This is a genomic window from Variovorax multivorans (assembly GCF_051216835.1).
GTDB lineage: Bacteria > Pseudomonadota > Gammaproteobacteria > Burkholderiales > Burkholderiaceae_C > Variovorax.
In genome coordinates, this window is sequence record NZ_JBPJZL010000013.1 from 68,898 (window position 1) to 88,637 (window position 19,740).

Sequence of the window (19,740 nt, forward strand, 5' to 3'; positions counted from 1 at the left end):
TTCGCGTTGTTCCCTCTCCCGCTTGCGGGAGAGGGCTAGGGTGAGGGCGGGGGCCTTCGATAGACAGCAGCCCTTTGCATCGGCCGCTGCACCCTCACCCCAACCCTCTCCCGCAAGCGGGAGAGGGAGCAAGACATCATGAGCTTCACCTCCTTCTTCGACTACACCGTCAATGGCCTGATCATCGGCAACATCTATGCGTTGCTGGCGGTCGGCCTCGCATTGATCTTCGGCGTCTCGCACCTCATCAACTTCGCGCACGGCTCGGTGTACACCGTGGGCGCGTACATCGGCTGGGCGTCGATCACCTTCCTGCACACGCCGCTGCCCGTGACCATCCTGCTGGTCGTGCTCGGCTCGGGCGCGCTCGGCATGCTGATCGAACGCGTGGGCCTGCGCCCGCTGCAGGGTGCGGCACGCATCGCGCCGCTGCTGGCCACCATCGGCATCAGCTTCGTGCTCGACATCCTCGTGCAGCTGGTGTTCAGCCCCGACCCGCGCTCGCTGCCCACGCAACTGCCCGACTGGCGCCTGCAGATCGGCACCGGCACCATCGGTGCGCTCGACATCCTGATCGCGGGCATCGGCATCGCGAGCGCGGCCGTGCTGTTCGGCTTCCTGCGTTTCACGAAACTCGGCTGGGCCGTGCGCGCCACCGCGCAAGACCGCGACGCGGCGCAACAGATGGGCGTGGACGTCGACCGCGTGAACCAGACCGTGTTCGCCATCGCCGCAGCACTGGGCGGCCTTTCGGGCCTGCTGGTGGGTATGTACTACAACAACATCAGCCCGGCGATGAGCTTCCAGGCCACGCTCAAGGGCGTGGTGGCCACCGTGGTTGGCGGCGTGGGCAACGTGCCGGGCGCCATCGTCGGCAGCCTGCTGCTGGGGCTGATCGAGAGCTACGGCGTGGCGATCCTCGGCACGCCGTACCGCAACCTCTTCGCCTTCGCACTGCTGCTGGTCATCCTGGTGTGGAAGCCCAACGGGCTGTTCGGGCGCAAGCGCGCATTGCCGCCGGAGCCTCTGACGGGTACCTTCATTGCACCGAGCAAGCCGTGGCATGTGCCACGATCTTTGCTGCTTGCGCTGTTCGCAGCGGCGGTGGTGTTGCCGCTCTTCGACCCATCGCCGTACCTGCTGCAGACGCTGACCAACGCATGGCTCTACGGTGCGCTCGCACTTAGCCTCACGCTGGTGGCCGGCACCATCGGACAGATCTCGCTGGGCCATGCGGGTCTGCTGGCCATCGGTGCGTATGCGTCGTCGCTGCTGGTGCTCGACCTGCACCTGCCGGTGGGCACGGGCATCGTGCTCGCGGGCATCCTCACTTCGCTGATCGGCACCGCGCTGATCTTCCCGGCCTTCAGGCTGCGCGGCCACTATGTGTCGATTGCCACGCTCGGCATCGGCGAGATCGTGGCGCTCACCATCCTCAACTGGGAAAGCCTCACGCACGGGCCCATCGGTGTGTCGGGCATTCCGCCGCTCTCGCTGTTCGGGCGCGATGCATCGTCGAACGAGGCCGTCTACTGGGCATCGTTCGGCGCGATGGTGCTGCTGGCCCTGCTGCAATGGCGCCTGTTGCGTTCGCACCTGGGCCGCACCTTCCGCGCGGTGCGCGAAGACGAAGTGGCCGCGCGTGCCTACGGCGTGAGCCCCGACCGCTACAAGGCGCTGGCCTTCGGCTTCGGCGGCTTCGCGGCAGGCGTGAGCGGCGCCTTCACCGCGCACATGTACTCGTACATCAACCACGAGACCTTCGGCTCGCAGATCTCGATCCTCGCGCTGACGATGGTGATCCTCGGCGGACTCGGGAACATCAGCGGCGCACTGCTCGGCGCTGTCGCGCTTGTGAGCCTGCCAGAGCTGTTTCGCGTGACGGCCGAGTACCGGATGCTGATCTACGGCGTCGCGCTGCTTCTCTTGATTCGCTTCCGCCCGCAAGGCTTGCTGGGCACCGTCTGAAAGAACACCACACCATGAGCCACCTCAACGACTACCTCGCCGAGAAACGCGCCGCCGTGCTGGCACGCAATGCCGCCGTTGAGGCCGGCACCGCGCAGCCCTTGCAACTGAAGGCCAGCGTGAAGGCAGAGGGCCGCAGCGGCGTGCGCCGCCTGCGCATTCGCGAGCACCAGATCATCAGCGACAGTCCGCCGGACTTCGCGGGCTACAACCTCGGCCCCAGTTCGCCCGAGCTGCAGCTGGGCGTGCTCGGCACCTGCGTCACGCACATCTTCCTGATCCAGGCGGCCGAACGGCAGGTGCCGCTCGAAAGCCTCGAAGTGGAAGTGACCGGCGTCATCGATCCGCGCGGCGGCAAGCCGGGTCACGAGAAGACACCGATCTGGCCGCATGAGATCGGCTACACGGTGCACATCGATTCGCCCGCGAGCCGCGAAGACATCGACGCGCTGTTCGAAGCGGTGGAGCGCAACTGCCCGATCCTCAACCTCCTGCGCAATCCGCAGACCATCCGCGCCGAGGTGAAGCTGGTCAACTCGAAAGCGCAAGCGGCGAAGAAAGCAGCCGATGCCATCGCTGCTTGAGATACGCGGCCTCGTGCGCCGCTTCGGCGGGCTCACAGCCGTCAATGCCGTCGACCTGCATGTGGGCGAGGGCGAACTGCTGAGCGTGATCGGGCCGAACGGCGCTGGCAAGACCACGCTGTTCAATCTGGTTACCGGCCTCGACAGGCCCGATGTGGGGCAGGTGCTGTTCGACGGACAGGACATCACCGGCCTGCCGGCGCAGCAGCTCGCGCAGCGCGGGCTGGCGCGCACCTTCCAGCATGGGCGTGTGTTCGCGAACCTCTCGGTGCTCGACAACGTGCTGGTCGGTGCGCACACGCGGCTGCGCGCCGTGAAACCGCGCGTTGGTGGTGTGCCGGGCCTGGGCGCATTGGCTGAACTTGCACTCGCGCTGGTGCAGCCCGGTGCCGTGCGCCGCGAAGAGCAGGCGCTGCGCGAAGAGGCGCGCGAAATCATCGCGCTCTTCGGCGAACGCCTTGCGCCGCGCATCGACCATCCCGCATACAGCCTCTCGTATGCCAACCGCCGCCGCGTGGAGATTGCGCGCGCGCTGGCGCTCAAGCCGCGCCTGCTGCTGCTCGACGAGCCCACCGCCGGCATGAACGAGAGCGAGACGGCGGAGATGCTGGAGATCATCCGCAGCCTGAAGGCGCGCGGCCAGACCATTCTGCTGATCGAGCACAAGCTCGATCTCGTGATGCAGCTGTCCGACCGCGTGGCCGTGCTCGACGACGGCCGCAAGATCGCCGAAGGCCTGCCCGATGAGGTGCGCAACGACCCGGCGGTGATCGAGGCGTACCTGGGCCACCGCCATGTCGGCGAGGCGGTGCCCGCATGATCGCTACCGTCGCGCGCACCGGTCTTTCTCCTTCGCCCCTCTGGGGAGAGGGCGGGGATGAAGGGCTGCCCGAACGCGCTGCTGCAGCGCCTGCTTCCAGCGGATCGCTGCAACCGCTGCTTCAGCTCAGGAAGATCAACAGCTTCTACGGCCCCGTCCAGGCGCACTTCGACCTCGACATCGAAGTGCGCAAGGGCCAGATCGTCAGCCTGCTCGGCGGCAACGCGAGCGGCAAGTCGACCACGATGAAGATCGTGCTCGGCCTGCTCAAGCCGCGCTCGGGTGAAGTCAATTTCAACGGCGAATCGACGCTCGGCCTGAGCACGCCGCAGATCATCCGCCGCGGCATAGGCTCGGTGCCCGAAGCGCGCCGCCTGTTTCCCGCAATGACCGTGCGCGAGAACCTGCTGATGGGCGCCTACGCACGCAGCGACCGCAAGGCCGTGGCCGAAGACCTGGAGCGCATGCTGGAGCTGTTCCCGCGCGTGGCCGAGCGCATCGAGTTCCAGGCCGGCACGCTCTCGGGTGGCGAGCAGCAGATGGTGGCAATGGCGCGCGCGCTCATGGGCCGCCCGCAGCTCATCTGCATGGACGAGCCGACCATGGGCCTGTCGCCGCTGTACGTCGACAAGGTGCTGGAGCTCATCGCGCGCATCAACAGCCAGGGCGTGTCGGTGTTCATGGTCGAGCAGAACGCGAGCCTCGCACTGCAGATTGCGCACCACGGCTATGTGCTGCAGACGGGGCGCATCGTGCTCTCGGGCCCGGCGCGCGAGCTGCTGGCCGATGCGCGCATCCGCGATGCCTACCTTGGCGGTGACGGCGCGGCGCGCACTGCTTCCTGACTCAGTCATCCACGGGAGAAAACATATGCCATTGAAACTCGACCACATCGTCATCGCAGTGCACGACCTCGAACGCACCATCGCCGACTACGGGGCGCTGGGCTTCCATGTGCTGCGTGGCGGCGACCATCCGGGTCGCGCCACGCACAACGCGCTGGTGGTGTTTGGCGACGGCAGCTACTTCGAGCTGATCGCATGGCGCGAACCGTCGCCCACCGAGCGCTGGTGGCAGCTGCTGCAACGCCACGGCGAAGGCATTGTCGACTTCGCGCTGCTGCCGCGCGACACCGCTGCCACCGTGGCCGACGCGAAGGCGCGGGGGCTCGCACTCGACGGCCCACTCGACGGCGGCCGCGTGCGCCCCGATGGCGAGCGCCTGCGCTGGCAGACGGCGCGCGCGTCTTCGGCCGACTTGCCCTTCCTGTGCGGCGACCTCACGCCGCGCGCATTGCGCGTGCCCGAAGGCGATGTGCGCGTGCATGCCAACGGCGCGCTTGGGGTGGCGAGCCTGGCCATTGCGGTGCGCGACCTCGACGCCACGCTGGCGCGTTATCGCGCCTTGCTCGGCACCGTGCCCGACGATGCCGACACGCACATCGGCGAGCCCGTGGCGGTGCCTGGCAGCAACGTGCGCGTGGCGATCATCGCGTTGGGAAGCAGCGTGCTCGTGCTTTCATCGCCGCGCGAGAACAACAATGTGCCGGATGCGGAGGAGGGCAGCGGCATCCTCGCGCAACGCATCGCGGCGCGCGGCGAGGGCCCGTATGCGCTCGTGTTGCATACCGACAGGCCGCAATCGACCGGCACCTTCGACCTTGCTCGCGCGCATGGCGCACTGATCGAACTCGACCTGCCGCCGCTGGATCGTCACGTGAAGCACGACAGCAGCTCGCGCAGCTACCAGGTCAACAGCCTGGTCGGCGGATGAGCTGGCCGTTGCCGCACCCTTGAGCGTCTTGTATCGACGTTAGTGCCCGCCGAGATGTACCTTGCGCAGCTCGGCCTGCATCTTCTTCTGCATACTGGCACTGCTTGCATTCAACAAGCGGTTGTTTCAGTCCTCATGAAGGAGAACCGGTATGAGAAAGCTCATCCTCCAGATGCAGATGTCGGTCGACGGCTATGTCTCACCGGCCAATGGCAACCTCGACTGGCAACTGTGGGGCTGGGGCGAGCGCTGGGCCTGGGACGACAGACTGAAGCAAGACTTCAACGCCGTCTTCGAAGGCATCGACACCATCCTGCTGAGCCGGCTGATCGCGGAAGAGGGCTACCTCGATCACTGGGGTCGCGCGGCGAAGAACTTTCCTGCGAACCCGCACTACGCCTTCGCACAGAAGATCGTCGATGCACGCAAGGTGGTGCTCACCGACAAGCTCGCGGTCTCGCGCTGGGAGCGCACCGTCATCGCGCGCGGCGACATGGCCGAGGAGGTGAATGCGCTGAAGCGTGAACCGGGCAAGGACATCATCACCATCGGCGGTGTCGGCTTCGCATCCGCGCTGGTTGCGGCGAGGCTGGTCGACGAGTTCCAGTTCTTCGTGAACCCCACTGCCGTGGGCGCGGGGCGTTCGGTGTTTCACGACCAGCGCAAGGGCCACAAGCTGCGGCTGCTGCGTTCGACGGCATACGAATGCGGCATGGTGGTCAACCGCTACACGTCCGGTCGCGCGGTTTGAAGGACAAGGCGCCGCACGGATACCAGCACTTACCTGATTTCACCTGACCGCGACCTGAAGTGCCCGAAGCGGACACAAGTGCGGCCCACAATGGACTCGTCATCAACGCATGAAGGAGTTCCAGATGATCAGCAATTCAAAGAGCATGGCAGTCGCCGCAGCAGCGCTCGCGATGTGCATGGCCGCAGGGGGCGCCTTTGCGCAAGACCGTCATGGCGATGGCCGCCCGGGCGATGGCCGTCCAGGCGACGGACGCTATGAACAGCGCGACCGCAATTTCGACCGCCGCGGTCCGCAAGCCGGCAACTACCGCGGCAACCAGGACTTCCGCGACGGCCGCCAGTTCGATCGCCGAGGCTTCCCGCAGCCGCATGCCGAATGGCGCCGTGGCGGACGTGTGCCGGCCGAGTACCGTGGCCGCAACTATGTGGTGCAGGACTGGCGTGCCTACCGCCTGCAGCAGCCGCCCCGTGGCTATCAATGGGTTGGCGTGGGCGGAGACTTCGTGCTCGCGGCAATCGCCACCGGTGTGATCGCAAACATCATCGCTGGCCAGTAAACAGACGGCCAGCCGGGCAGACAACGCAAAACCGCCACAGGCAACTGTGGCGGTTTTTCTTTTGATGGAACGCCGGAGCCGGTCTTCAGACCAGCGCGGTGGGCGCCGATTGGGCGCACACATTGCGCCCGGTGATGGTCAACCGCAGGCCGCCACCATGCCACTCGAGCCAGTTGAGGCTCACATATGCGTCGATGTCGGCGTCGTCGATGCGGTCGGCCTGGCGGCTTTGCAGCAGCTCTACCGTTGCGGGCAAGGCTCGTCTCAATCTCTCACGCCGCTCGGCTGCATTGGCCGCCTTGAGGGCGGCCCTTGTTTGCTGTTGCTGCTGCTGCGGGGTCGATGCCATTGCTGATCCGTTTCCAGGAAGCCAGGGAATTAACCCGAATGTACGCCCCTTGTGTGAAGCTGCATTCTTCTTTTTTAACCATTCTGTCGTCCGCAGTACACACCACGCCGCAGCCTCTGGACAGGCTCTAGATTTCGTAGTGAGAGGCCCTGGCCTCGTCGCCCAGAGCCTTCTCGACGACTGCGCGCGTCAGCGTCGGCGCGAACGACTCGATGAAGGCATAGACGTACTTGCGCAGGTAAGTGCCGCGCCGCACCGCGAGCTTGGTGAGATTGATGCCGAACAGCCGCCCCGCATCGAGCGCGCGCAGCTGCGTGTCGCGCTCGGCCTCGTAGGCCACGCCAGCGACGATGCCAATGCCCAGGCCCAACTGCACGTAGGTCTTGATCACGTCGGCGTCCATCGCGGCCAGCACGATGTTGGGCTGCAGCCCGCGCTGCTCGAAGGCCTCGTCGATGCGCGAACGGCCCGTGAAGCCCGTGTCGTAGGTGATCAGCGGATAGCGCGTGAGCGCTTCTAGCGTCAGCGGCGCGTCGAGCAATGGATGCTCCGGCGGCACGATCACCGAATGCGTCCAGCGATAGCAGGGCAGGGCGACCAGCTGCGGATAGTCGCCCAGAGCCTCTGTGGCGATGCCCACGTCGGCTTCGCCGTCGAGCAGCATCTGCGCGATCTGCTTGGGCGAGCCCTGGTGCAGGTGCAGCTTCACGTTCGGAAACTGCGCGCGGAATTCCTGCACCGCCACCGGCATCGCATAGCGCGCCTGCGAGTGCGTGGCCGCCACCGAGAGCAGGCCGCTTTGCTGCGCGACGAACTCCTGGCCCGCATGGCGCAGGTTGCTGCTCTCCATCAGCATGCGCTCGATGATCGGCAGCACGTGCCCGCCGGGCTCGGTGAGCCCCGTGAGCCGCTTGCCGGCGCGCACGAAGAGCTCGATGCCGAGCTCCTCTTCGAGCTCGCGGATCTGCCGGCTCACGCCGGGCTGGGAGGTGTGAAGGGTGTGGGCGACTTCGGTCAGGTTGAAGCCGCAACGAACGGCCTCGCGTACCGAGCGCAGTTGTTGAAAGTTCATCTGGCGCGGAAGAGTCATCAGGGCCCCGGTTGGGGCCGACCGGCGATTCTCGGCAGAAGTGCTTATTCGGGGAACGATGCGTTTGTTGGTTTCACATGAGTAAAACATCTTTAAGGCGCTCCGGGAGCGGTTGCTTGAAATTTCGCACGACTGTGCTAAAGTTTGTCGCATGGACGCCAAGACCCAGAAAAGCGAACTCACCCGCGCCGCCATCGTCGGCGCTGCGATGAACCTTGCGCTGGCCGAAGGCCTGGAAGCGATCACGCTGCAGGCCGTGGCCAGCCGGCTGGGCCTGTCCAAGAGCGGCGTGTTCTCGCGCGTGGGTTCGCGCGAGGCGCTGCAGAAGGCCGTCATCGAAGAGTACGGCCGCGGCTTCCTGGCCGAGGTGTTTGTGCCCGCCATGCAAAAACCCAAGGGCCTGCCCCGGCTCAACGAGATCGTCGCGCGCTGGATCGCCCGCACGCGCGACGTCGAAATGCACACCGGTTGCCTCTACACAGCAGGCGCCTTCGAGTTCGACGACCGCGAAGGCGAGCTGCGCGACATGCTGCTGGGCGAGATCACCCGCTGGCGCGCTGCGCTGCGCCGCACCGTGCTGCAAGCCATCGAGACCGGCGAGCTGAAGGCCGACACCGACCCCGCACAGCTCGTGAGCGAGATCAACGGCCTGACCATGACCCAACTGCACGACGCGCGTTTCCTGCGCGATCCGCAGGCCGCCGACCGCGCCATGCAGACCTGGCAGCGGCTTCTTTCCAGCTACCTCGCCTGATCCGTTCACGAAGCAGGCGGATCTCTCACGTTTCCATTTGCCAGAATTTCGCACAGTCGTGCGATAAACAGGAGAAGCACCATGCTGATCATTGCCCTCTTTCTTGCCGCCTACGCGCTCGTCGTCGGTGCCAAGGGCCTTCGCGACACCTTGCGCAGCCTGCCCCGAAGCAATCAGGACTGGGTCTGGTACTGAACGCCCGAAAGGAACGCCACGCCATGACGAGCACTTCCACCCCGACTGCCGGCCATGCCGCGCAGTCGAACTACTACAAGCCCAGCCGCACGATGCGCGCGCTGCGCTTCGGCCTGACCACGTCGCAGCGCCTCTGGCCCGCACTGGGTGTGCGCGCCGCCTACCGCCTGTTCGGCACGCCGCTGCCGCCCAAGTGGCTCTACCGCGGCCAGGGCCCCGGCGCGGAATGGCGGCGCGAGGGCTGGGCCTTCGAAGACGCGAGTGTCGGCATCTACCACCTGGCCGCGCAGGACTCGGGTGCGGAGTCGGCGCCGGTGGTGCTGCTGGTGCATGGCTGGGGCGGGCACGCGGGGCAGATGCTGCCGCTCGCGCAGGCCGTGGCGGCTGCAGGCCTGCGGCCCGTGCTGCTCGAACTGCCGGCGCACGGCCGCAGCGCGGGCACGATGAGCAACTCGCCGCAGTTTGCGCGCGCCATTGCCTACGTCACGGCCCGGCTCGCGGCTGATGGCCACGCGTTGCGTGCCGCCGTCGCACACTCGCTGGGCGCCAACGGCCTGGCACTTGCCGCGGCGCGCGGCCTCTCGGCAGAACGCCTCGTGCTGCTCGCGCCGCCTGCCTCGCCGCGCGAATACACGCGCTACTTCGCGCACACCTTCGGCCTCAACGAAGCCACGCGCCTGTCGATGCAGCGGCTGTTCGAGTCGCGCGAAGGCGTGCTGATGCCGCAACTGGAGCCAGCGGCAGTGGGCCCGCGCATCGCGCAGCCCACGCTCATCGTGCATGACCGCGACGACCGCGTGAACCGCTTCGCCGACGCCGAGGCGTACCGCGATGCGATCGCCGACGCACGGCTCGTGGCCACGCAGGGTTGGGGGCATCGCCGCATCCTCAAGGAGGCCGAGGTGCTGGCCCAGGTCACGCGCTTCGTCGCGGCGGATTGAGCCCGCGCTACCAGGTGGGGTGGACAGGGGTGAACACCGGCCTGAACAGGTGCCGCCGCACGATCTCCCCATACCCCCGGTAGTAGAAATTGCCGTTCGCCGCCAGCACCGCCGCGCGATGCTTGCGGAAATACACCGGTATCTCGTACCAGGGCATGGTGGGTGCGCGATGGTGCACGTGGTGCAGGTTGTTGAAGAGGTACAGCAGCCCGAACACGAGATTCGATTCGACGATGGCCACGCGCTCGTGCGGTGTGTTGGCCCAGCGATGCTCGGTGAAGGTGCGCAGAGAGCCCAGCATCATCCCCGGGTACACGAAGTACAGCAGGTACTCGCCGAAGCCCATGCCGCAGACGGCGGTCACGTAGTACAGCACCGGCGCCACGCTCAGCGCATGCCAGAGCCACGTCGGCAGGCGCGAGAAATTGCCCGACAGCACCTGGACGGTTTCGAAGCGCACCAGCTTCCACAGCCGCAGGAACGGCCCCAGCACCACGCGGAACGCGATCGTCTGGTTGGCCATGTAGATCCATCGCCACACCGGGCCGTAGCCCGCCCACGCGGGCGCCGAGTGGTAGGCGCTTTCGTTGTCGCGCTCCGGGTGCGTGAGGTGGAAGTTGACGTGATGCGAGCTGTGGCCGCGGTTGTAGAACGGATACGGCAGCCACAGGTTCAGCGGCGGCCACACCACCGCATGGCGCAGCCACTTCGGCAGATGGCGCATCGCATGGATGCTCTCGTGCTGCAAAGAGAAGTGCAGCTGCGCGAGAAAGCCGCCGGCAAGGAACAGCGCCCAGCCCGGCAGCGCCGCGTGCCACCACAGCAGTGCGGCCCATGCGGCGTAGAGCACGGCGGCCAGCAGCAGCGTGGGCACTTCGTAGTGCCACCACCAGTGCCGGCGTGTGCGTGCCAGGGCGATGGACGGATCAGCAGTCGTTGTCATGGTGCGAAGGACTGCGATGCTAGACATGAAGAACCTGTCTGCATGCGCGCATTTCGCATATGCATCGGCGTGAAACTTCCTTCCCGCATTGGCGTGATGCGGTCTACGCTTGCTGTCTTTGCCGTTGTTCAGGGGGCGCTCACGCCGACGGCGGGGGACATTCGCGGAGGGGAGTACCCGGTGTCATTCGCACTCACCCCGAAAGCAAGTACACATGAATCCGACCAGGGCAAAAACCGTCACCCCGGCAGACCTGCAAGCTCTGCTGCTGCAAGAGCCCGTGGCCGAGCTAGCGCTGCTTGACGTGCGCGAAACCCGGTGGTTCGTCCAGCGCCACCCCAACCTCGCGCGCAACGCGCCCTTCAGCGGGCTCGAACTGCAGGTCGGCACGCTGGTGCCGCGTCGCTCCACGCCCGTCGTGCTCTACGACGACTACAACGCGCCCGACGGCGTTGCACAAGCCGCCGTGGCCGTGCTCGCGCGCCTGGGCTACACCGATGTGCGCACGCTCGATGGCGGCCTGCAGCGCTGGGTGACCGAAGGCCTGCCCGCCATCGACGGCTACGGCACGCTGGTCAAGGCCTTCGGCGATCGTGCGCGGCTGCACTACGGCACGCCGGCATTGCCCGTCGAGGCGCTGCGCGCGCGCCAACGCGATGGCCGGCCGACCACGCTGGTCGATGCCCGGCCGCGTGCCGAGTTCGAATTTCTCTCGCTGCCCGGCGCGCGCAACCACGCGGGTACAGAGCTGGCGCTGCGCCGCTTCGAGCAGCACGGAGCCGACGATGCGGACCATCTCTGGGCCATCAACTGCTTCAGCCGCACGCGCGGCATCGTCGGCGCGACCACGCTGCGGCTGCTGGGCCGCGCGCCCGACGCGGTGTTCGTCGAAGACGGTGTCATGGCCTGGGGCCTGCAGGGTGCCCCGACCGTGCAGAACGCAGCCCCCAGCGACGAGCTGCCGCCCGAATCCCCCGAGGTGTTGCGTCGCATCGCCGACGACCTGCTCGAACGCTTCGCCTTGCCCGTGGCCGACGCCGCACAGTTCGCCCGATGGCGTGACGGCGACAACGAACGCACCCTCTACGTCTTCGACGTGCGGCCCACCGCCGACCCGGCCTTCGCGGGCACGGGCGTGCAACAGGTGCCGGGCGGCCTGCTGCTGATGCATTTCGAGAACCTGGTCGGCACGCGTGGCGCGCGCATCGTGCTGCTCGACGACCCGGCGCATCGGCTGCGTGCCGCCATCACGAGCTTCTGGCTCACGCAGCTCAACCAGGCCGAGATCTACGTCTACGAGGGCGAACTGGCGCCGGACCAGGCACCGCCTGCCACCGCAGCGACGGTGAACAACGCCCCTTCGCCTCTCGCCCCCGACGCGCTGGCCCAACTGCGCAGGAACGGTGCCGTCACGGTGATCGACGTCGGCCCCAGCCTCGACTACGAGCGCGGCCATCTGCCGGGCGCGCTCTACATGCTGCCTGCCTCGCTGGCGCCGCTGGCCTTGCACGCCGTGGCCGGCCGCACGCTGGTCTTCACCTCGCCCGACGGCACGGCCGCCGCCCGCGTGGCGCGCGATGCGCACCAGCGCTGGCCGGGTTCGGGGGCGGTGTTCACCTGGCTCCAGGGCGGAACGCAGGGCTGGAAGGCTTCTGGCAGGCCGCTGACGACTGCTTTCGTTCCGGCCCAGCTGCTGACCCCCTTCGACGACGACTGGGGCTCGGTGATGCGCGTGTTCGGTCCGCGCCGCGATGCGGCCTGGGCCGACTACCTCGCGTGGGAGCGCGCATTGGCAGAACGGGTCCTGCAGGACCCGTCCGTGCGCTTTCGCTTCTTTCCGCTCAGCGCGCCGGCGCAGGAGTCGGGTCGGGCAGCTCGATCTTGATGTCGAGCACTTCGAGGTTGTCCTGGGTCTCCAGGTGCACCTTGATGTCTTCCGCGTTGATGGACACGTACTTGGAAATCACCGCCACCAGCTCGCGCTGGAGTTCGGGCAGATAGTCGGGCCGCTTCTTGCCGCTGAGGCTGGACCGCTCGTGCGCGAGGATGATCTGCAGCCGCTCCTTCGCGACGCTGGCAGTCTTCTTCTTTTCGCCCAGCAGGAACGAGAGAAAGGACATGGACTACTTGCCTCCGAAAATCCGCTTGAAGAAGCCCGGCTTCTCGGCGTCGACGAAGCGCATCGGCTTGTCTTCGCCGAGAAAGCGCGCCACCACGTCGCTGTAGGCCTGCGCCACGTCGGTTTCCTTGTCGTGGATCGCGGGCACGCCCTGGTTGGAGGCATGCAGCACGCTTTCCGACTCGGGGATCACGCCGATCAGCTTGATGCGCAGGATGTCCTGGATGTCTTCCAGCGACAGCATCTGCCCGCCCGCCACCCGGTTCGGGTTGTAGCGGGTGATGAGCAGGTGCTCCTTGATGGGCTCGCCGCCGTCCTTGGCGCGCTTGGTCTTGCTGCTGAGCATGCCCAGGATGCGGTCCGAGTCGCGCACGGAAGAGACTTCAGGGTTGGTCACCACCAGCGCCTCGTCGGCGAAGTGCATGGCCATCATGGCGCCGGTCTCGATGCCCGCGGGCGAGTCGCAGACGATGTATTCGAAGTCCATCGCGGCGAGGTCGGTCAGCACCTTCTCCACGCCTTCCTGCGTGAGCGCTTCCTTGTCGCGCGTCTGCGAGGCGGCAAGCACGAACAGGTTGTCGCACTGCTTGTCCTTGATGAGTGCCTGGCTCAGGTTGGCTTCGCCCTGGATGACGTTGATCAGGTCGTACACCACGCGGCGTTCGCAGCCCATGATCAGGTCGAGGTTGCGCAGGCCCACGTCGAAGTCGATCACCGCCGTCTTCTTGCCCGCGAGCGCGAGGCCCGACGCGAAGCTGGCGCTCGTCGTCGTCTTGCCGACGCCGCCCTTGCCCGAAGTCACCACCACAATTTTGGCCATGGCCATTCCTTCTTGTTTCGATTCAGTTGTTGCTTGTCAGGGTCGCCGCGTTCCGTGAGCCGGTGATCCGGGTCATGGAATGGCGTCGATCGCAATTTTCTTGCCGTCCAGCCGCACCTGGGCCGACTTGCCCAGCACCGTGTCGGGCAGCGGCACCTCGTTGGTCCGGTAGATGCCTGCAATGGCCACCAGCTGTGCTTCCATGCAGGTCGAGAAGATCCGGGCCTCGGTGTTGCCCCGCGCGCCGGCAATGGCCTTGCCGCGCAGCGGTGCGTACACATGCACGTTGCCGTCTGCGATGACCTCGGCGCCGAAGCTCACCACCGCCGTCACCACCACGTCGCCGCCGCGGGCGTACACCTGCTGGCCCGAGCGCAGCGGTTTGTCGATCAAGAGCGTGCCGTTGGCCGGCACCGGCACCTCGCGCACGATCTGCGGGGCTTCCGAGGCGGGGGCCTCGGGCGGCGGCGCCGGGGCGCGGGGTGCGGGGGCTGCGGGCATGGCCGCCACCGAAAGGCCGGCAGCCCGGGCCGCGGCGTTCTGTTCGGCATTGCCGCCGCGCACCGCGATGGGCTGGGTCTGGTGGCGCGCCAGCAGGCTGCGCAGGGCGGCAAAGTCGATGTCGCCGGCGGCTTCGTCACCCTCGCCCTGTGCTTCCTGCAGCAGCGAGAGGTCGATCACCACCGGCTCCTGCTCGAAGAAGTCGGGCGAATCGGCCAGCTGGGCGTCGAGTGCCTCGGCCAGCACGTCCAGGTCGGACGTCTTGAGGATCACTGCGATCAGCGGCAGCGTGGCGCTCTTGAATTCGAAAACCGCCTTGGTGCGCGCGGCGGAGACATCGGCCATTGGAAAACGTCGGTGCGAAAAGCGTTGGAGTCTAACGGGCGCGGGCCAAACCCCGGTGAACCGCCCCCGCTTCAGGCCCCTCGGAGAACACTTCTTTCATGAGGTTGCACTTTTCCGGGGTGCCTTGCGTCAGTTCTTCGAGCGGCCCAGCAGCGCGTAAAGAATGATCGCGCCGAAGGTCGCGGTACCGATGCCGCCGAGAGCGAAGTCGCCGAACTTCAGCGTGAAGTCGCCCGTGCCGATGATCAGCGTGATCGCCGCCACGATCAGGTTCTTGTTCTGCGAGAAGTCGACCTTGTTGTCGACCCAGATCTTGGCGCCGGCAATGGCGATCAGGCCGAACACCACGATGCTCACGCCGCCCATCACCGGCAGCGGAATCGCCTGGATCAGCGCGCCGAACTTGGGGCTGAAGCCCAACACCAGCGCGATGACGGCCGCCACCACGAACACCGCCGTCGAGTAGATGCGCGTGGCCGCCATCACGCCGATGTTCTCGGCGTAGGTGGTCACGCCGGTGCCGCCCGCGGCGCCGCTCACGACCGTGGCGATGCCGTCGCCGATGAAGGCGCGGCCCATGTACGGGTCGAGGTTGCGGCCCGTCATGGCCGTCACAGCCTTCAGGTGGCCGAGGTTTTCCGCCACAAGGATGATTGCCACGGGCGCGATCAGCAGCATCGCGTTGGCCGTGAACACCGGCGTCGTGAAGGTCGGCAGGCCGAACCACGCCGCGTTGGCAATGCCGCTCAGGTCGACCGGCTTGCCCATGCCCATGACGTTGGTCAGTACCGCATAGACCACAGTGGCCAGGATCAGCCCCACCAGGATCAGCAGGCGCTGCAGCATGCCGCGCGCGAACACCGCCACCAGGCCCACGCAGAGAAAGGTCACGGCCTGCATCCACGAGTCGAAGTTGCTGGCGGCCATGTTCTTGATCGGCACGCTCGCCAGGTTGAGCCCGATCACCGCCACCACCGCGCCCGTGACCACCGGCGGCATGAAGCGCTCGATCCACCCCGTGCCGACGGCCTGCACGATGGCCCCGATCAGGATGTACACCACCCCGCAGGCCACGATGCCCCCAAGCGCCACCGCGATGTTGGCGTTGGGCCCCTTGCCCGCATAGCCGCTGGCCGCGATCACCACGCCGATGAAGGCGAAGCTCGAGCCCAGGTAGCTGGGCACCTTGCCGCCGGTGACGAAATAGAAGATCAGCGTGCCGATGCCGCTCATCAGGATCGCGATGTTGGGGCTGAAGCCCATCAGGATCGGCGCCAGCACCGTGGCGCCGAACATCGCGATCACGTGCTGCACGCCCATGGCGCCGGTCTGCAGCCAGGGCAGCCGCTCGTCGGGCGCGATGACCGCGCCGTTGGCCAGCGAGGACGCGGGCCGTTCTGTCCAGTTGAACATTTCTTGTCTCCTCTTGTTGGTTGTTGGTGGGGCGTGATTGTGGTCGATGAACCCTACGCTGAACACACCCGTCACCCCTGGGCCCGCCGCCTCGGTCAGCGCGGCTGCAGCACCGCCATCGTGATGCGCGACACGCAGGTCAGCTCACCCGCCTCGTTCGTCAGGTCGATCTGCCAGACCTGCGTGGTGCGTCCGCGGTGCACCGGCCGCGCCGTGCCGATCACCCAGCCGCTGGTGACAGAGCGGATGTGGTTGGCGTTGATGTCCAGTCCCACGGCGCGGTCGCCTTCGGGGGCCGAGTAGTGGGCGCCGCAGGAGCCCAGCGTCTCGGCCAGCACCACCGACACGCCGCCGTGCAGGATGCCGTAGGGCTGGCGGGTGCGTTCGTCCACCGGACAGCGGGCGCGGATGAAGTCGTCGCCCACCTCCAGGAATTCCATGCCCAGTGCCGATACGACGGTGCCCACGTGGTTGCGCGTCAGCGCCTCGACGGAGATCTCTTTTTTCCAGATACGCATGGCGTGCTTCTTTCCTTGTGCCTGTAACAGTGGCCAAAACTATAGCGATGGAGACTGACAAACCGAGTCGCCTTTGCGTGTTACCTTGGATCGATGAAGCACCCCGTCCGCCGCTGGCTCATTGGCATTGCCGTCGCACTGCTGCTGGGCGTGGGCGCGCTGGTGTGGGTGGTGAGCGCGCGCCTGCCCACCGACGACGAGGTGGCCGCGAAGATCGCCGAAGGCTTCGAGAAGCGCTTTGGCGTTGCCCTGAAGGTCGGCGGTGCCCACTGGTCGCTGCTGCCGGTGCCCGTGCTGGTGCTGTCCGACATCGCCACCGACCAGCCGCGCCCCATCACCCTGCGCCGCGCCACCCTGCGGCTGCAGCTCGCGCCGCTGCTGCAGCGCGTCATTGCCGTGGACGATGTCGAAATCGAAAGCCTGGTGCTGCCGCGCGCCTCGGTGCGGGCGTTTCGCGGCAAGGGGCCCAAGCCGCAGGAAGGCAGCGGCAACGTCGTCGCGCTGCCCGCGCCATGGACGCTCGCACCCGTGCCCGTGGAACTGCTGCGCTGGCGCGACGTGGTCTGGATCGACCGGCGCGACATCTCGCTGGCCTACGACGGCGACGTCCGCTTCGACCCCGGCTGGCGCCCGCGCCAGGCCCGGCTCGAGCGCGCCGGTCTGGCCCCGCCCTTGCCACCCGTGCGCCTGCGCCTGGACCGCCAGGCCGGGCAGGACCGTTGGCGCACCCGCATCGACGCGGGCGGCGGTACCTGGAACGGTGTCTCCCGCTTGGAGACACTGCCCGACGGCAAGCTGCAGTTTTCCGCCGAACTGGAGCCGCGCCAGATCGACATCGAGAGCCTGGTGCAGGCCTTCGACCGCCGCACTTCGGTGGCCGGCAAGTTCTCGGGCAACACCACGCTCGTGGCTGAAGCCGGGAGTGCCGAGGAACTGGGCGCGCTGATCCGCAGCCTGCACACCCGCACCACCTTCTCGGTGCAGCCCGCCACGCTCACCAAGCTGGACGTGGCCAAGGCCGTAGCCACCGCAGGCGTGAGCCGGGGGGGCACGACGCAACTGAACGAGCTTACCGGCACGCTCGACACCCAGGGCACCGAAGACGGCGTGGTGATCCAGTACACCAACCTCAAGGCCCGTTCGGGCGTGCTCACGGCAAGCGGCAACCTGAAGCTGTTCAACCGCAAGCTCGACGGCGAGATCGCGGTGGACCTTGTCGACGGCGTGATCGGCGTGCCGCTGAAGATCGGCGGAACCGCAAGCGACCCCGAGCTGTCGCTGACCGGCGCCGCGCTCACCGGCGCGGCCATCGGCAGCGCAGTGCTGCCGGGCGTGGGCACGGCCATCGGGGCGCGCGTGGGGCAGCAGGTGGAAAAGATGTTCGGCGGGAGCAAGCCGACGAAGCCCAAGCCCAGGCCGGCACCCAGGCCGCGCACCGGCCCTAGGCAAACGCCTTGATCGCCGCCGGCACTGTCAGCACCGCTGTGTAGTACCCCATGAACTGCACGCCGGTGTTGAACCCGATCGCGCGGGACAGCAGCCCGCCCAGCAGCCCCATCGTCAGGATCACCAGCAGCCCGAGCAGCTGGCCTTCCCATACGCTGATGACCACGATCAGCCCGACGAAGGTCGCGATGATCGCCTCGTGGCTCACCTTGCGCGACACGAACAGCGCCGCGCGGCGCGCGAAGTTCATCGTGAACGGATAGGCCACCAGGGCTGCGAGCACCACCGCCAGCATGCCGTAGCCCAGGAACTCCCAGTGGTTCAGCAGGTTGTGCAGGTTGTGCGTCTGGCCGGTGGCCGCATCGATGGTGAACACCGGCGGCGCGTTGAACAGCGGTGCGGCCGGCCCGGCCGCCACAGGGCTCAGCGGCAGGCCGATGGCGATCAGCGGGATCAGTGCCTCGGCGATGTAGGTGGCCTCGGTCACGCCGTTGCGCGCGGCCAGCGTGGTGGTGAGCCGGTGGTACGCATGCTTGATGCGCGAGCCCACCAGTTCGCCCAGCACCACGGTCATCGCGACCGGGCTGAACACGAAGGTGGCGCTGGAGATCGCGGCCGTCGCGAAGGTCCACTTCACCTGCGTGCGGTCCAGCACCTTGAACGGATTCGGGAAGTAGCCCGACCAGCCCTTCACGTCGGGGGCGAGCGAGAAGGTGCGGACCTTGTCGCGCTTCATGCGTGCGCGCGCAGCCGGCGAGATCACCGAGAACAGGTCGGCCACCAGCGGCCCGATGGCAATGCCCAGGAAGTAGCTGATGCCGAGCTTCACGCCGTACTTGCCGGTGAGCGCCTGCAGCGCCACGATCACCATCACGAACGGCACCAGCGTGGCCACCGAGGCCCAGCGTCCGCTGGAGAAGTACGCGATGGCCACGGCCGCCACCACGAAGATCCACGGCGCCGCCTTGGTGATGACCGCGCCGTAGGGCGCCAGCAGCACCGCGAACAGCACGGCCAGCGGCACCGCGATGAAGGCCGCGATGATCGCGCCCGACACCATCTTGCGCAGCGCGATGTGCGGCACGCCGAGGTTGCGCAGCACGTTCGCATCCTGCAGCAGCGGCGTGGCCATGGTGTCGCCCGGAATGCCCAGCAGCGCGGTGGGCACCGCATGCGTCATGTGCTTGGCCACGGCCGCCGCCAGGAAGAAGGTGAACACGCCTTCGGGCGGCACGCCGAGCAGCACCACCAGCAGGGTGAGCGGTGCGAGCGTGGTGGTCTCGTCGGTGCCCGAGACGAGGCCGATGGCCGCGAACACGACGGCGCCCACGAGGCCCATGCCCGTGGCGACGAGGATCTGGTTCAGGAGTGCGGCGTCGATCACGGCGCGGCTCCTTCCGTGCTGCCCGAGGCATGTGCGCGGGGCTTGTACGACGCGAACAGGTCGTAGATCTCCAGCTCCTTCATCTCGCGCACCACCGACGGCGGCAGGTCGTCCACCGAGCCGAGGTCGCCGTGCTCGCCGGCCAGTTCTGCCAGCACCTCTTCGCGCCAGCGCGGATCGGCCGCTGCTCCTTCGACGACTTCGCGCTTCGGCGTGAAGAGCTTCGCGCAGATCAGGCCCGACACCACGCAGCCGCCCAGGCCGGCGAGCATGGCGTAGGCCCGTGCCAGCTCGGGCGTGCCGACAGTGCTCATGAGCACGCGACTGGCCACGAGGTAGCCCGTGAGGCTCACCGCAATGCCGATGGCGATCGACCACGCGAGGTGGCCCAGGTCGGCCGTGTCGCCCCATATCTCCACCAGCCGCCAGCGGGCGGGCGTTGCACTGTCTGCACTCATTTTTCGATG

At 67.2% G+C, this 19,740-nt stretch carries 21 protein-coding genes; 11 read left to right on the forward strand and 10 right to left on the reverse strand.

Annotated features, from left to right (window positions below):
- Positions 1–138: 138 nt before the first annotated feature.
- The 7 genes from ACSFCA_RS28270 (at position 139) to ACSFCA_RS28300 (ending at position 6,455) form a co-directional block, all read left to right on the forward strand.
- Positions 139–1,968: an ABC transporter permease gene (locus ACSFCA_RS28270; protein ID WP_435461862.1), complete on the forward strand. Its 1,830-nt coding sequence runs from the start codon at positions 139–141 to the stop codon at positions 1,966–1,968.
- Positions 1,969–1,982: 14 nt separating this feature from the next.
- Complete coding sequence (locus tag ACSFCA_RS28275; RefSeq protein WP_435461861.1) at positions 1,983–2,552, forward strand: OsmC family protein; 570 nt, start codon at positions 1,983–1,985, stop codon at positions 2,550–2,552.
- Complete coding sequence (locus tag ACSFCA_RS28280) at positions 2,536–3,372, forward strand: ABC transporter ATP-binding protein (RefSeq protein WP_435461860.1); 837 nt, start codon at positions 2,536–2,538, stop codon at positions 3,370–3,372. The genes ACSFCA_RS28275 and ACSFCA_RS28280 overlap by 17 nt, the downstream gene beginning before the upstream one ends.
- Complete coding sequence (locus ACSFCA_RS28285; protein WP_258352021.1) at positions 3,369–4,217, forward strand: ABC transporter ATP-binding protein; 849 nt, start codon at positions 3,369–3,371, stop codon at positions 4,215–4,217. Before ACSFCA_RS28280 ends, ACSFCA_RS28285 begins: the two co-directional genes overlap by 4 nt.
- A 25-nt stretch (positions 4,218–4,242) precedes the next feature.
- Positions 4,243–5,145 (forward strand): VOC family protein, encoded by a 903-nt coding sequence (locus tag ACSFCA_RS28290; protein WP_435461859.1) that lies wholly within the window; start codon positions 4,243–4,245, stop codon positions 5,143–5,145.
- Between the two features lie 151 nt (positions 5,146–5,296).
- Entirely contained in the window at positions 5,297–5,896 is a 600-nt protein-coding gene (locus ACSFCA_RS28295; RefSeq protein WP_435461858.1) for a dihydrofolate reductase family protein, read from the forward strand.
- A gap of 124 nt (positions 5,897–6,020) precedes the next feature.
- Positions 6,021–6,455: an RcnB family protein gene (locus ACSFCA_RS28300; protein WP_435461857.1), complete on the forward strand. Its 435-nt coding sequence runs from the start codon at positions 6,021–6,023 to the stop codon at positions 6,453–6,455.
- An 85-nt stretch (positions 6,456–6,540) separates the two neighbouring features.
- On the opposite strand, the gene ACSFCA_RS28305 is transcribed toward ACSFCA_RS28300, so the two are convergent.
- Complete coding sequence (locus ACSFCA_RS28305; RefSeq protein WP_093057093.1) at positions 6,541–6,804, reverse strand: hypothetical protein; 264 nt, start codon at positions 6,802–6,804, stop codon at positions 6,541–6,543.
- Between the two features lie 127 nt (positions 6,805–6,931).
- Positions 6,932–7,876 (reverse strand): CysB family HTH-type transcriptional regulator, encoded by a 945-nt coding sequence (locus ACSFCA_RS28310; RefSeq protein ID WP_093076511.1) that lies wholly within the window; start codon positions 7,874–7,876, stop codon positions 6,932–6,934.
- Positions 7,877–8,045: 169 nt separating this feature from the next.
- Here ACSFCA_RS28310 and ACSFCA_RS28315 point away from each other — a divergent pair, with 169 nt between their 5' ends.
- Positions 8,046–8,648, forward strand: a complete 603-nt coding sequence (locus ACSFCA_RS28315) for a TetR/AcrR family transcriptional regulator (protein WP_093076513.1) — start codon at positions 8,046–8,048, stop codon at positions 8,646–8,648.
- A gap of 218 nt (positions 8,649–8,866) precedes the next feature.
- Positions 8,867–9,784, forward strand: coding sequence for an alpha/beta fold hydrolase (locus tag ACSFCA_RS28320; RefSeq protein ID WP_435461856.1), 918 nt, complete (start codon positions 8,867–8,869; stop codon positions 9,782–9,784).
- 7 nt (positions 9,785–9,791) lie between these two features.
- Here ACSFCA_RS28320 and ACSFCA_RS28325 read toward each other — a convergent pair whose 3' ends face one another.
- The gene (locus ACSFCA_RS28325; protein ID WP_435461855.1) at positions 9,792–10,727 is read right to left on the reverse strand and encodes a fatty acid desaturase; all 936 of its coding nucleotides are present in this window, start codon (positions 10,725–10,727) and stop codon (positions 9,792–9,794) included.
- A 214-nt stretch (positions 10,728–10,941) separates the two neighbouring features.
- Here ACSFCA_RS28325 and ACSFCA_RS28330 point away from each other — a divergent pair, with 214 nt between their 5' ends.
- Complete coding sequence (locus tag ACSFCA_RS28330) at positions 10,942–12,612, forward strand: rhodanese-like domain-containing protein (protein WP_435461854.1); 1,671 nt, start codon at positions 10,942–10,944, stop codon at positions 12,610–12,612.
- Here ACSFCA_RS28330 and minE read toward each other — a convergent pair.
- From minE to ACSFCA_RS28355, 5 genes are all read right to left on the reverse strand, one after another.
- Positions 12,569–12,847 carry a cell division topological specificity factor MinE gene (minE, locus tag ACSFCA_RS28335; RefSeq protein ID WP_093057088.1) on the reverse strand — a complete coding sequence of 93 codons (279 nt, stop codon included), beginning with the start codon at positions 12,845–12,847 and terminating at the stop codon, positions 12,569–12,571. The two genes, ACSFCA_RS28330 and minE, sit on opposite strands and share 44 nt — an antisense overlap.
- 3 nt (positions 12,848–12,850) lie before the next feature.
- On the reverse strand, positions 12,851–13,666 hold the full coding sequence (minD, locus tag ACSFCA_RS28340) for a septum site-determining protein MinD (RefSeq protein WP_435461853.1): 816 nt from the start codon (positions 13,664–13,666) through the stop codon (positions 12,851–12,853).
- Between the two features lie 72 nt (positions 13,667–13,738).
- Entirely contained in the window at positions 13,739–14,512 is a 774-nt protein-coding gene (minC, locus tag ACSFCA_RS28345) for a septum site-determining protein MinC (protein ID WP_258352014.1), read from the reverse strand.
- Between the two features lie 129 nt (positions 14,513–14,641).
- Positions 14,642–15,925: a solute carrier family 23 protein gene (locus ACSFCA_RS28350; protein ID WP_093057086.1), complete on the reverse strand. Its 1,284-nt coding sequence runs from the start codon at positions 15,923–15,925 to the stop codon at positions 14,642–14,644.
- Positions 15,926–16,020: 95 nt separating this feature from the next.
- Complete coding sequence (locus ACSFCA_RS28355; RefSeq protein ID WP_093057085.1) at positions 16,021–16,443, reverse strand: hotdog fold thioesterase; 423 nt, start codon at positions 16,441–16,443, stop codon at positions 16,021–16,023.
- Between the two features lie 93 nt (positions 16,444–16,536).
- On the opposite strand from ACSFCA_RS28355, the gene ACSFCA_RS28360 reads away from it, so the two are divergent.
- Positions 16,537–17,901, forward strand: a complete 1,365-nt coding sequence (locus ACSFCA_RS28360) for an AsmA family protein (protein WP_435461852.1) — start codon at positions 16,537–16,539, stop codon at positions 17,899–17,901.
- On the opposite strand, the gene ACSFCA_RS28365 is transcribed toward ACSFCA_RS28360, so the two are convergent.
- The gene (locus tag ACSFCA_RS28365; protein ID WP_258352011.1) at positions 17,885–19,273 is read right to left on the reverse strand and encodes a tripartite tricarboxylate transporter permease; all 1,389 of its coding nucleotides are present in this window, start codon (positions 19,271–19,273) and stop codon (positions 17,885–17,887) included. The two genes, ACSFCA_RS28360 and ACSFCA_RS28365, sit on opposite strands and share 17 nt — an antisense overlap.
- Positions 19,270–19,731, reverse strand: a complete 462-nt coding sequence (locus ACSFCA_RS28370; RefSeq protein WP_435461851.1) for a hypothetical protein — start codon at positions 19,729–19,731, stop codon at positions 19,270–19,272. Before ACSFCA_RS28370 ends, ACSFCA_RS28365 begins: the two co-directional genes overlap by 4 nt.
- Between the last annotated feature and the right edge of the window lie 9 nt (positions 19,732–19,740).

Bases quoted from the DNA above. Each gene is read 5' to 3' on its own strand.
- ACSFCA_RS28285 (WP_258352021.1), top strand. From the start codon at position 3,369: ATGATCGCTACCGTCGCGCGCACCGGTCTTTCTCCTTCGCCCCTCTGG.
- ACSFCA_RS28320 (WP_435461856.1), top strand. From the start codon at position 8,867: ATGACGAGCACTTCCACCCCGACTGCCGGCCATGCCGCGCAGTCGAAC.
- minC (WP_258352014.1), bottom strand. From the start codon at position 14,512: ATGGCCGATGTCTCCGCCGCGCGCACCAAGGCGGTTTTCGAATTCAAG.
- ACSFCA_RS28300 (WP_435461857.1), top strand. From the start codon at position 6,021: ATGATCAGCAATTCAAAGAGCATGGCAGTCGCCGCAGCAGCGCTCGCG.
- ACSFCA_RS28370 (WP_435461851.1), bottom strand. From the start codon at position 19,731: ATGAGTGCAGACAGTGCAACGCCCGCCCGCTGGCGGCTGGTGGAGATA.
- ACSFCA_RS28355 (WP_093057085.1), bottom strand. From the start codon at position 16,443: ATGCGTATCTGGAAAAAAGAGATCTCCGTCGAGGCGCTGACGCGCAAC.
- ACSFCA_RS28270 (WP_435461862.1), top strand. From the start codon at position 139: ATGAGCTTCACCTCCTTCTTCGACTACACCGTCAATGGCCTGATCATC.
- ACSFCA_RS28325 (WP_435461855.1), bottom strand. From the start codon at position 10,727: ATGACAACGACTGCTGATCCGTCCATCGCCCTGGCACGCACACGCCGG.
- ACSFCA_RS28310 (WP_093076511.1), bottom strand. From the start codon at position 7,876: ATGAACTTTCAACAACTGCGCTCGGTACGCGAGGCCGTTCGTTGCGGC.
- ACSFCA_RS28305 (WP_093057093.1), bottom strand. From the start codon at position 6,804: ATGGCATCGACCCCGCAGCAGCAGCAACAGCAAACAAGGGCCGCCCTC.
- minE (WP_093057088.1), bottom strand. From the start codon at position 12,847: ATGTCCTTTCTCTCGTTCCTGCTGGGCGAAAAGAAGAAGACTGCCAGC.
- ACSFCA_RS28290 (WP_435461859.1), top strand. From the start codon at position 4,243: ATGCCATTGAAACTCGACCACATCGTCATCGCAGTGCACGACCTCGAA.
- ACSFCA_RS28275 (WP_435461861.1), top strand. From the start codon at position 1,983: ATGAGCCACCTCAACGACTACCTCGCCGAGAAACGCGCCGCCGTGCTG.
- ACSFCA_RS28315 (WP_093076513.1), top strand. From the start codon at position 8,046: ATGGACGCCAAGACCCAGAAAAGCGAACTCACCCGCGCCGCCATCGTC.
- ACSFCA_RS28280 (WP_435461860.1), top strand. From the start codon at position 2,536: ATGCCATCGCTGCTTGAGATACGCGGCCTCGTGCGCCGCTTCGGCGGG.
- ACSFCA_RS28350 (WP_093057086.1), bottom strand. From the start codon at position 15,925: ATGTTCAACTGGACAGAACGGCCCGCGTCCTCGCTGGCCAACGGCGCG.
- ACSFCA_RS28360 (WP_435461852.1), top strand. From the start codon at position 16,537: ATGAAGCACCCCGTCCGCCGCTGGCTCATTGGCATTGCCGTCGCACTG.
- ACSFCA_RS28295 (WP_435461858.1), top strand. From the start codon at position 5,297: ATGAGAAAGCTCATCCTCCAGATGCAGATGTCGGTCGACGGCTATGTC.
- ACSFCA_RS28330 (WP_435461854.1), top strand. From the start codon at position 10,942: ATGAATCCGACCAGGGCAAAAACCGTCACCCCGGCAGACCTGCAAGCT.
- minD (WP_435461853.1), bottom strand. From the start codon at position 13,666: ATGGCCAAAATTGTGGTGGTGACTTCGGGCAAGGGCGGCGTCGGCAAG.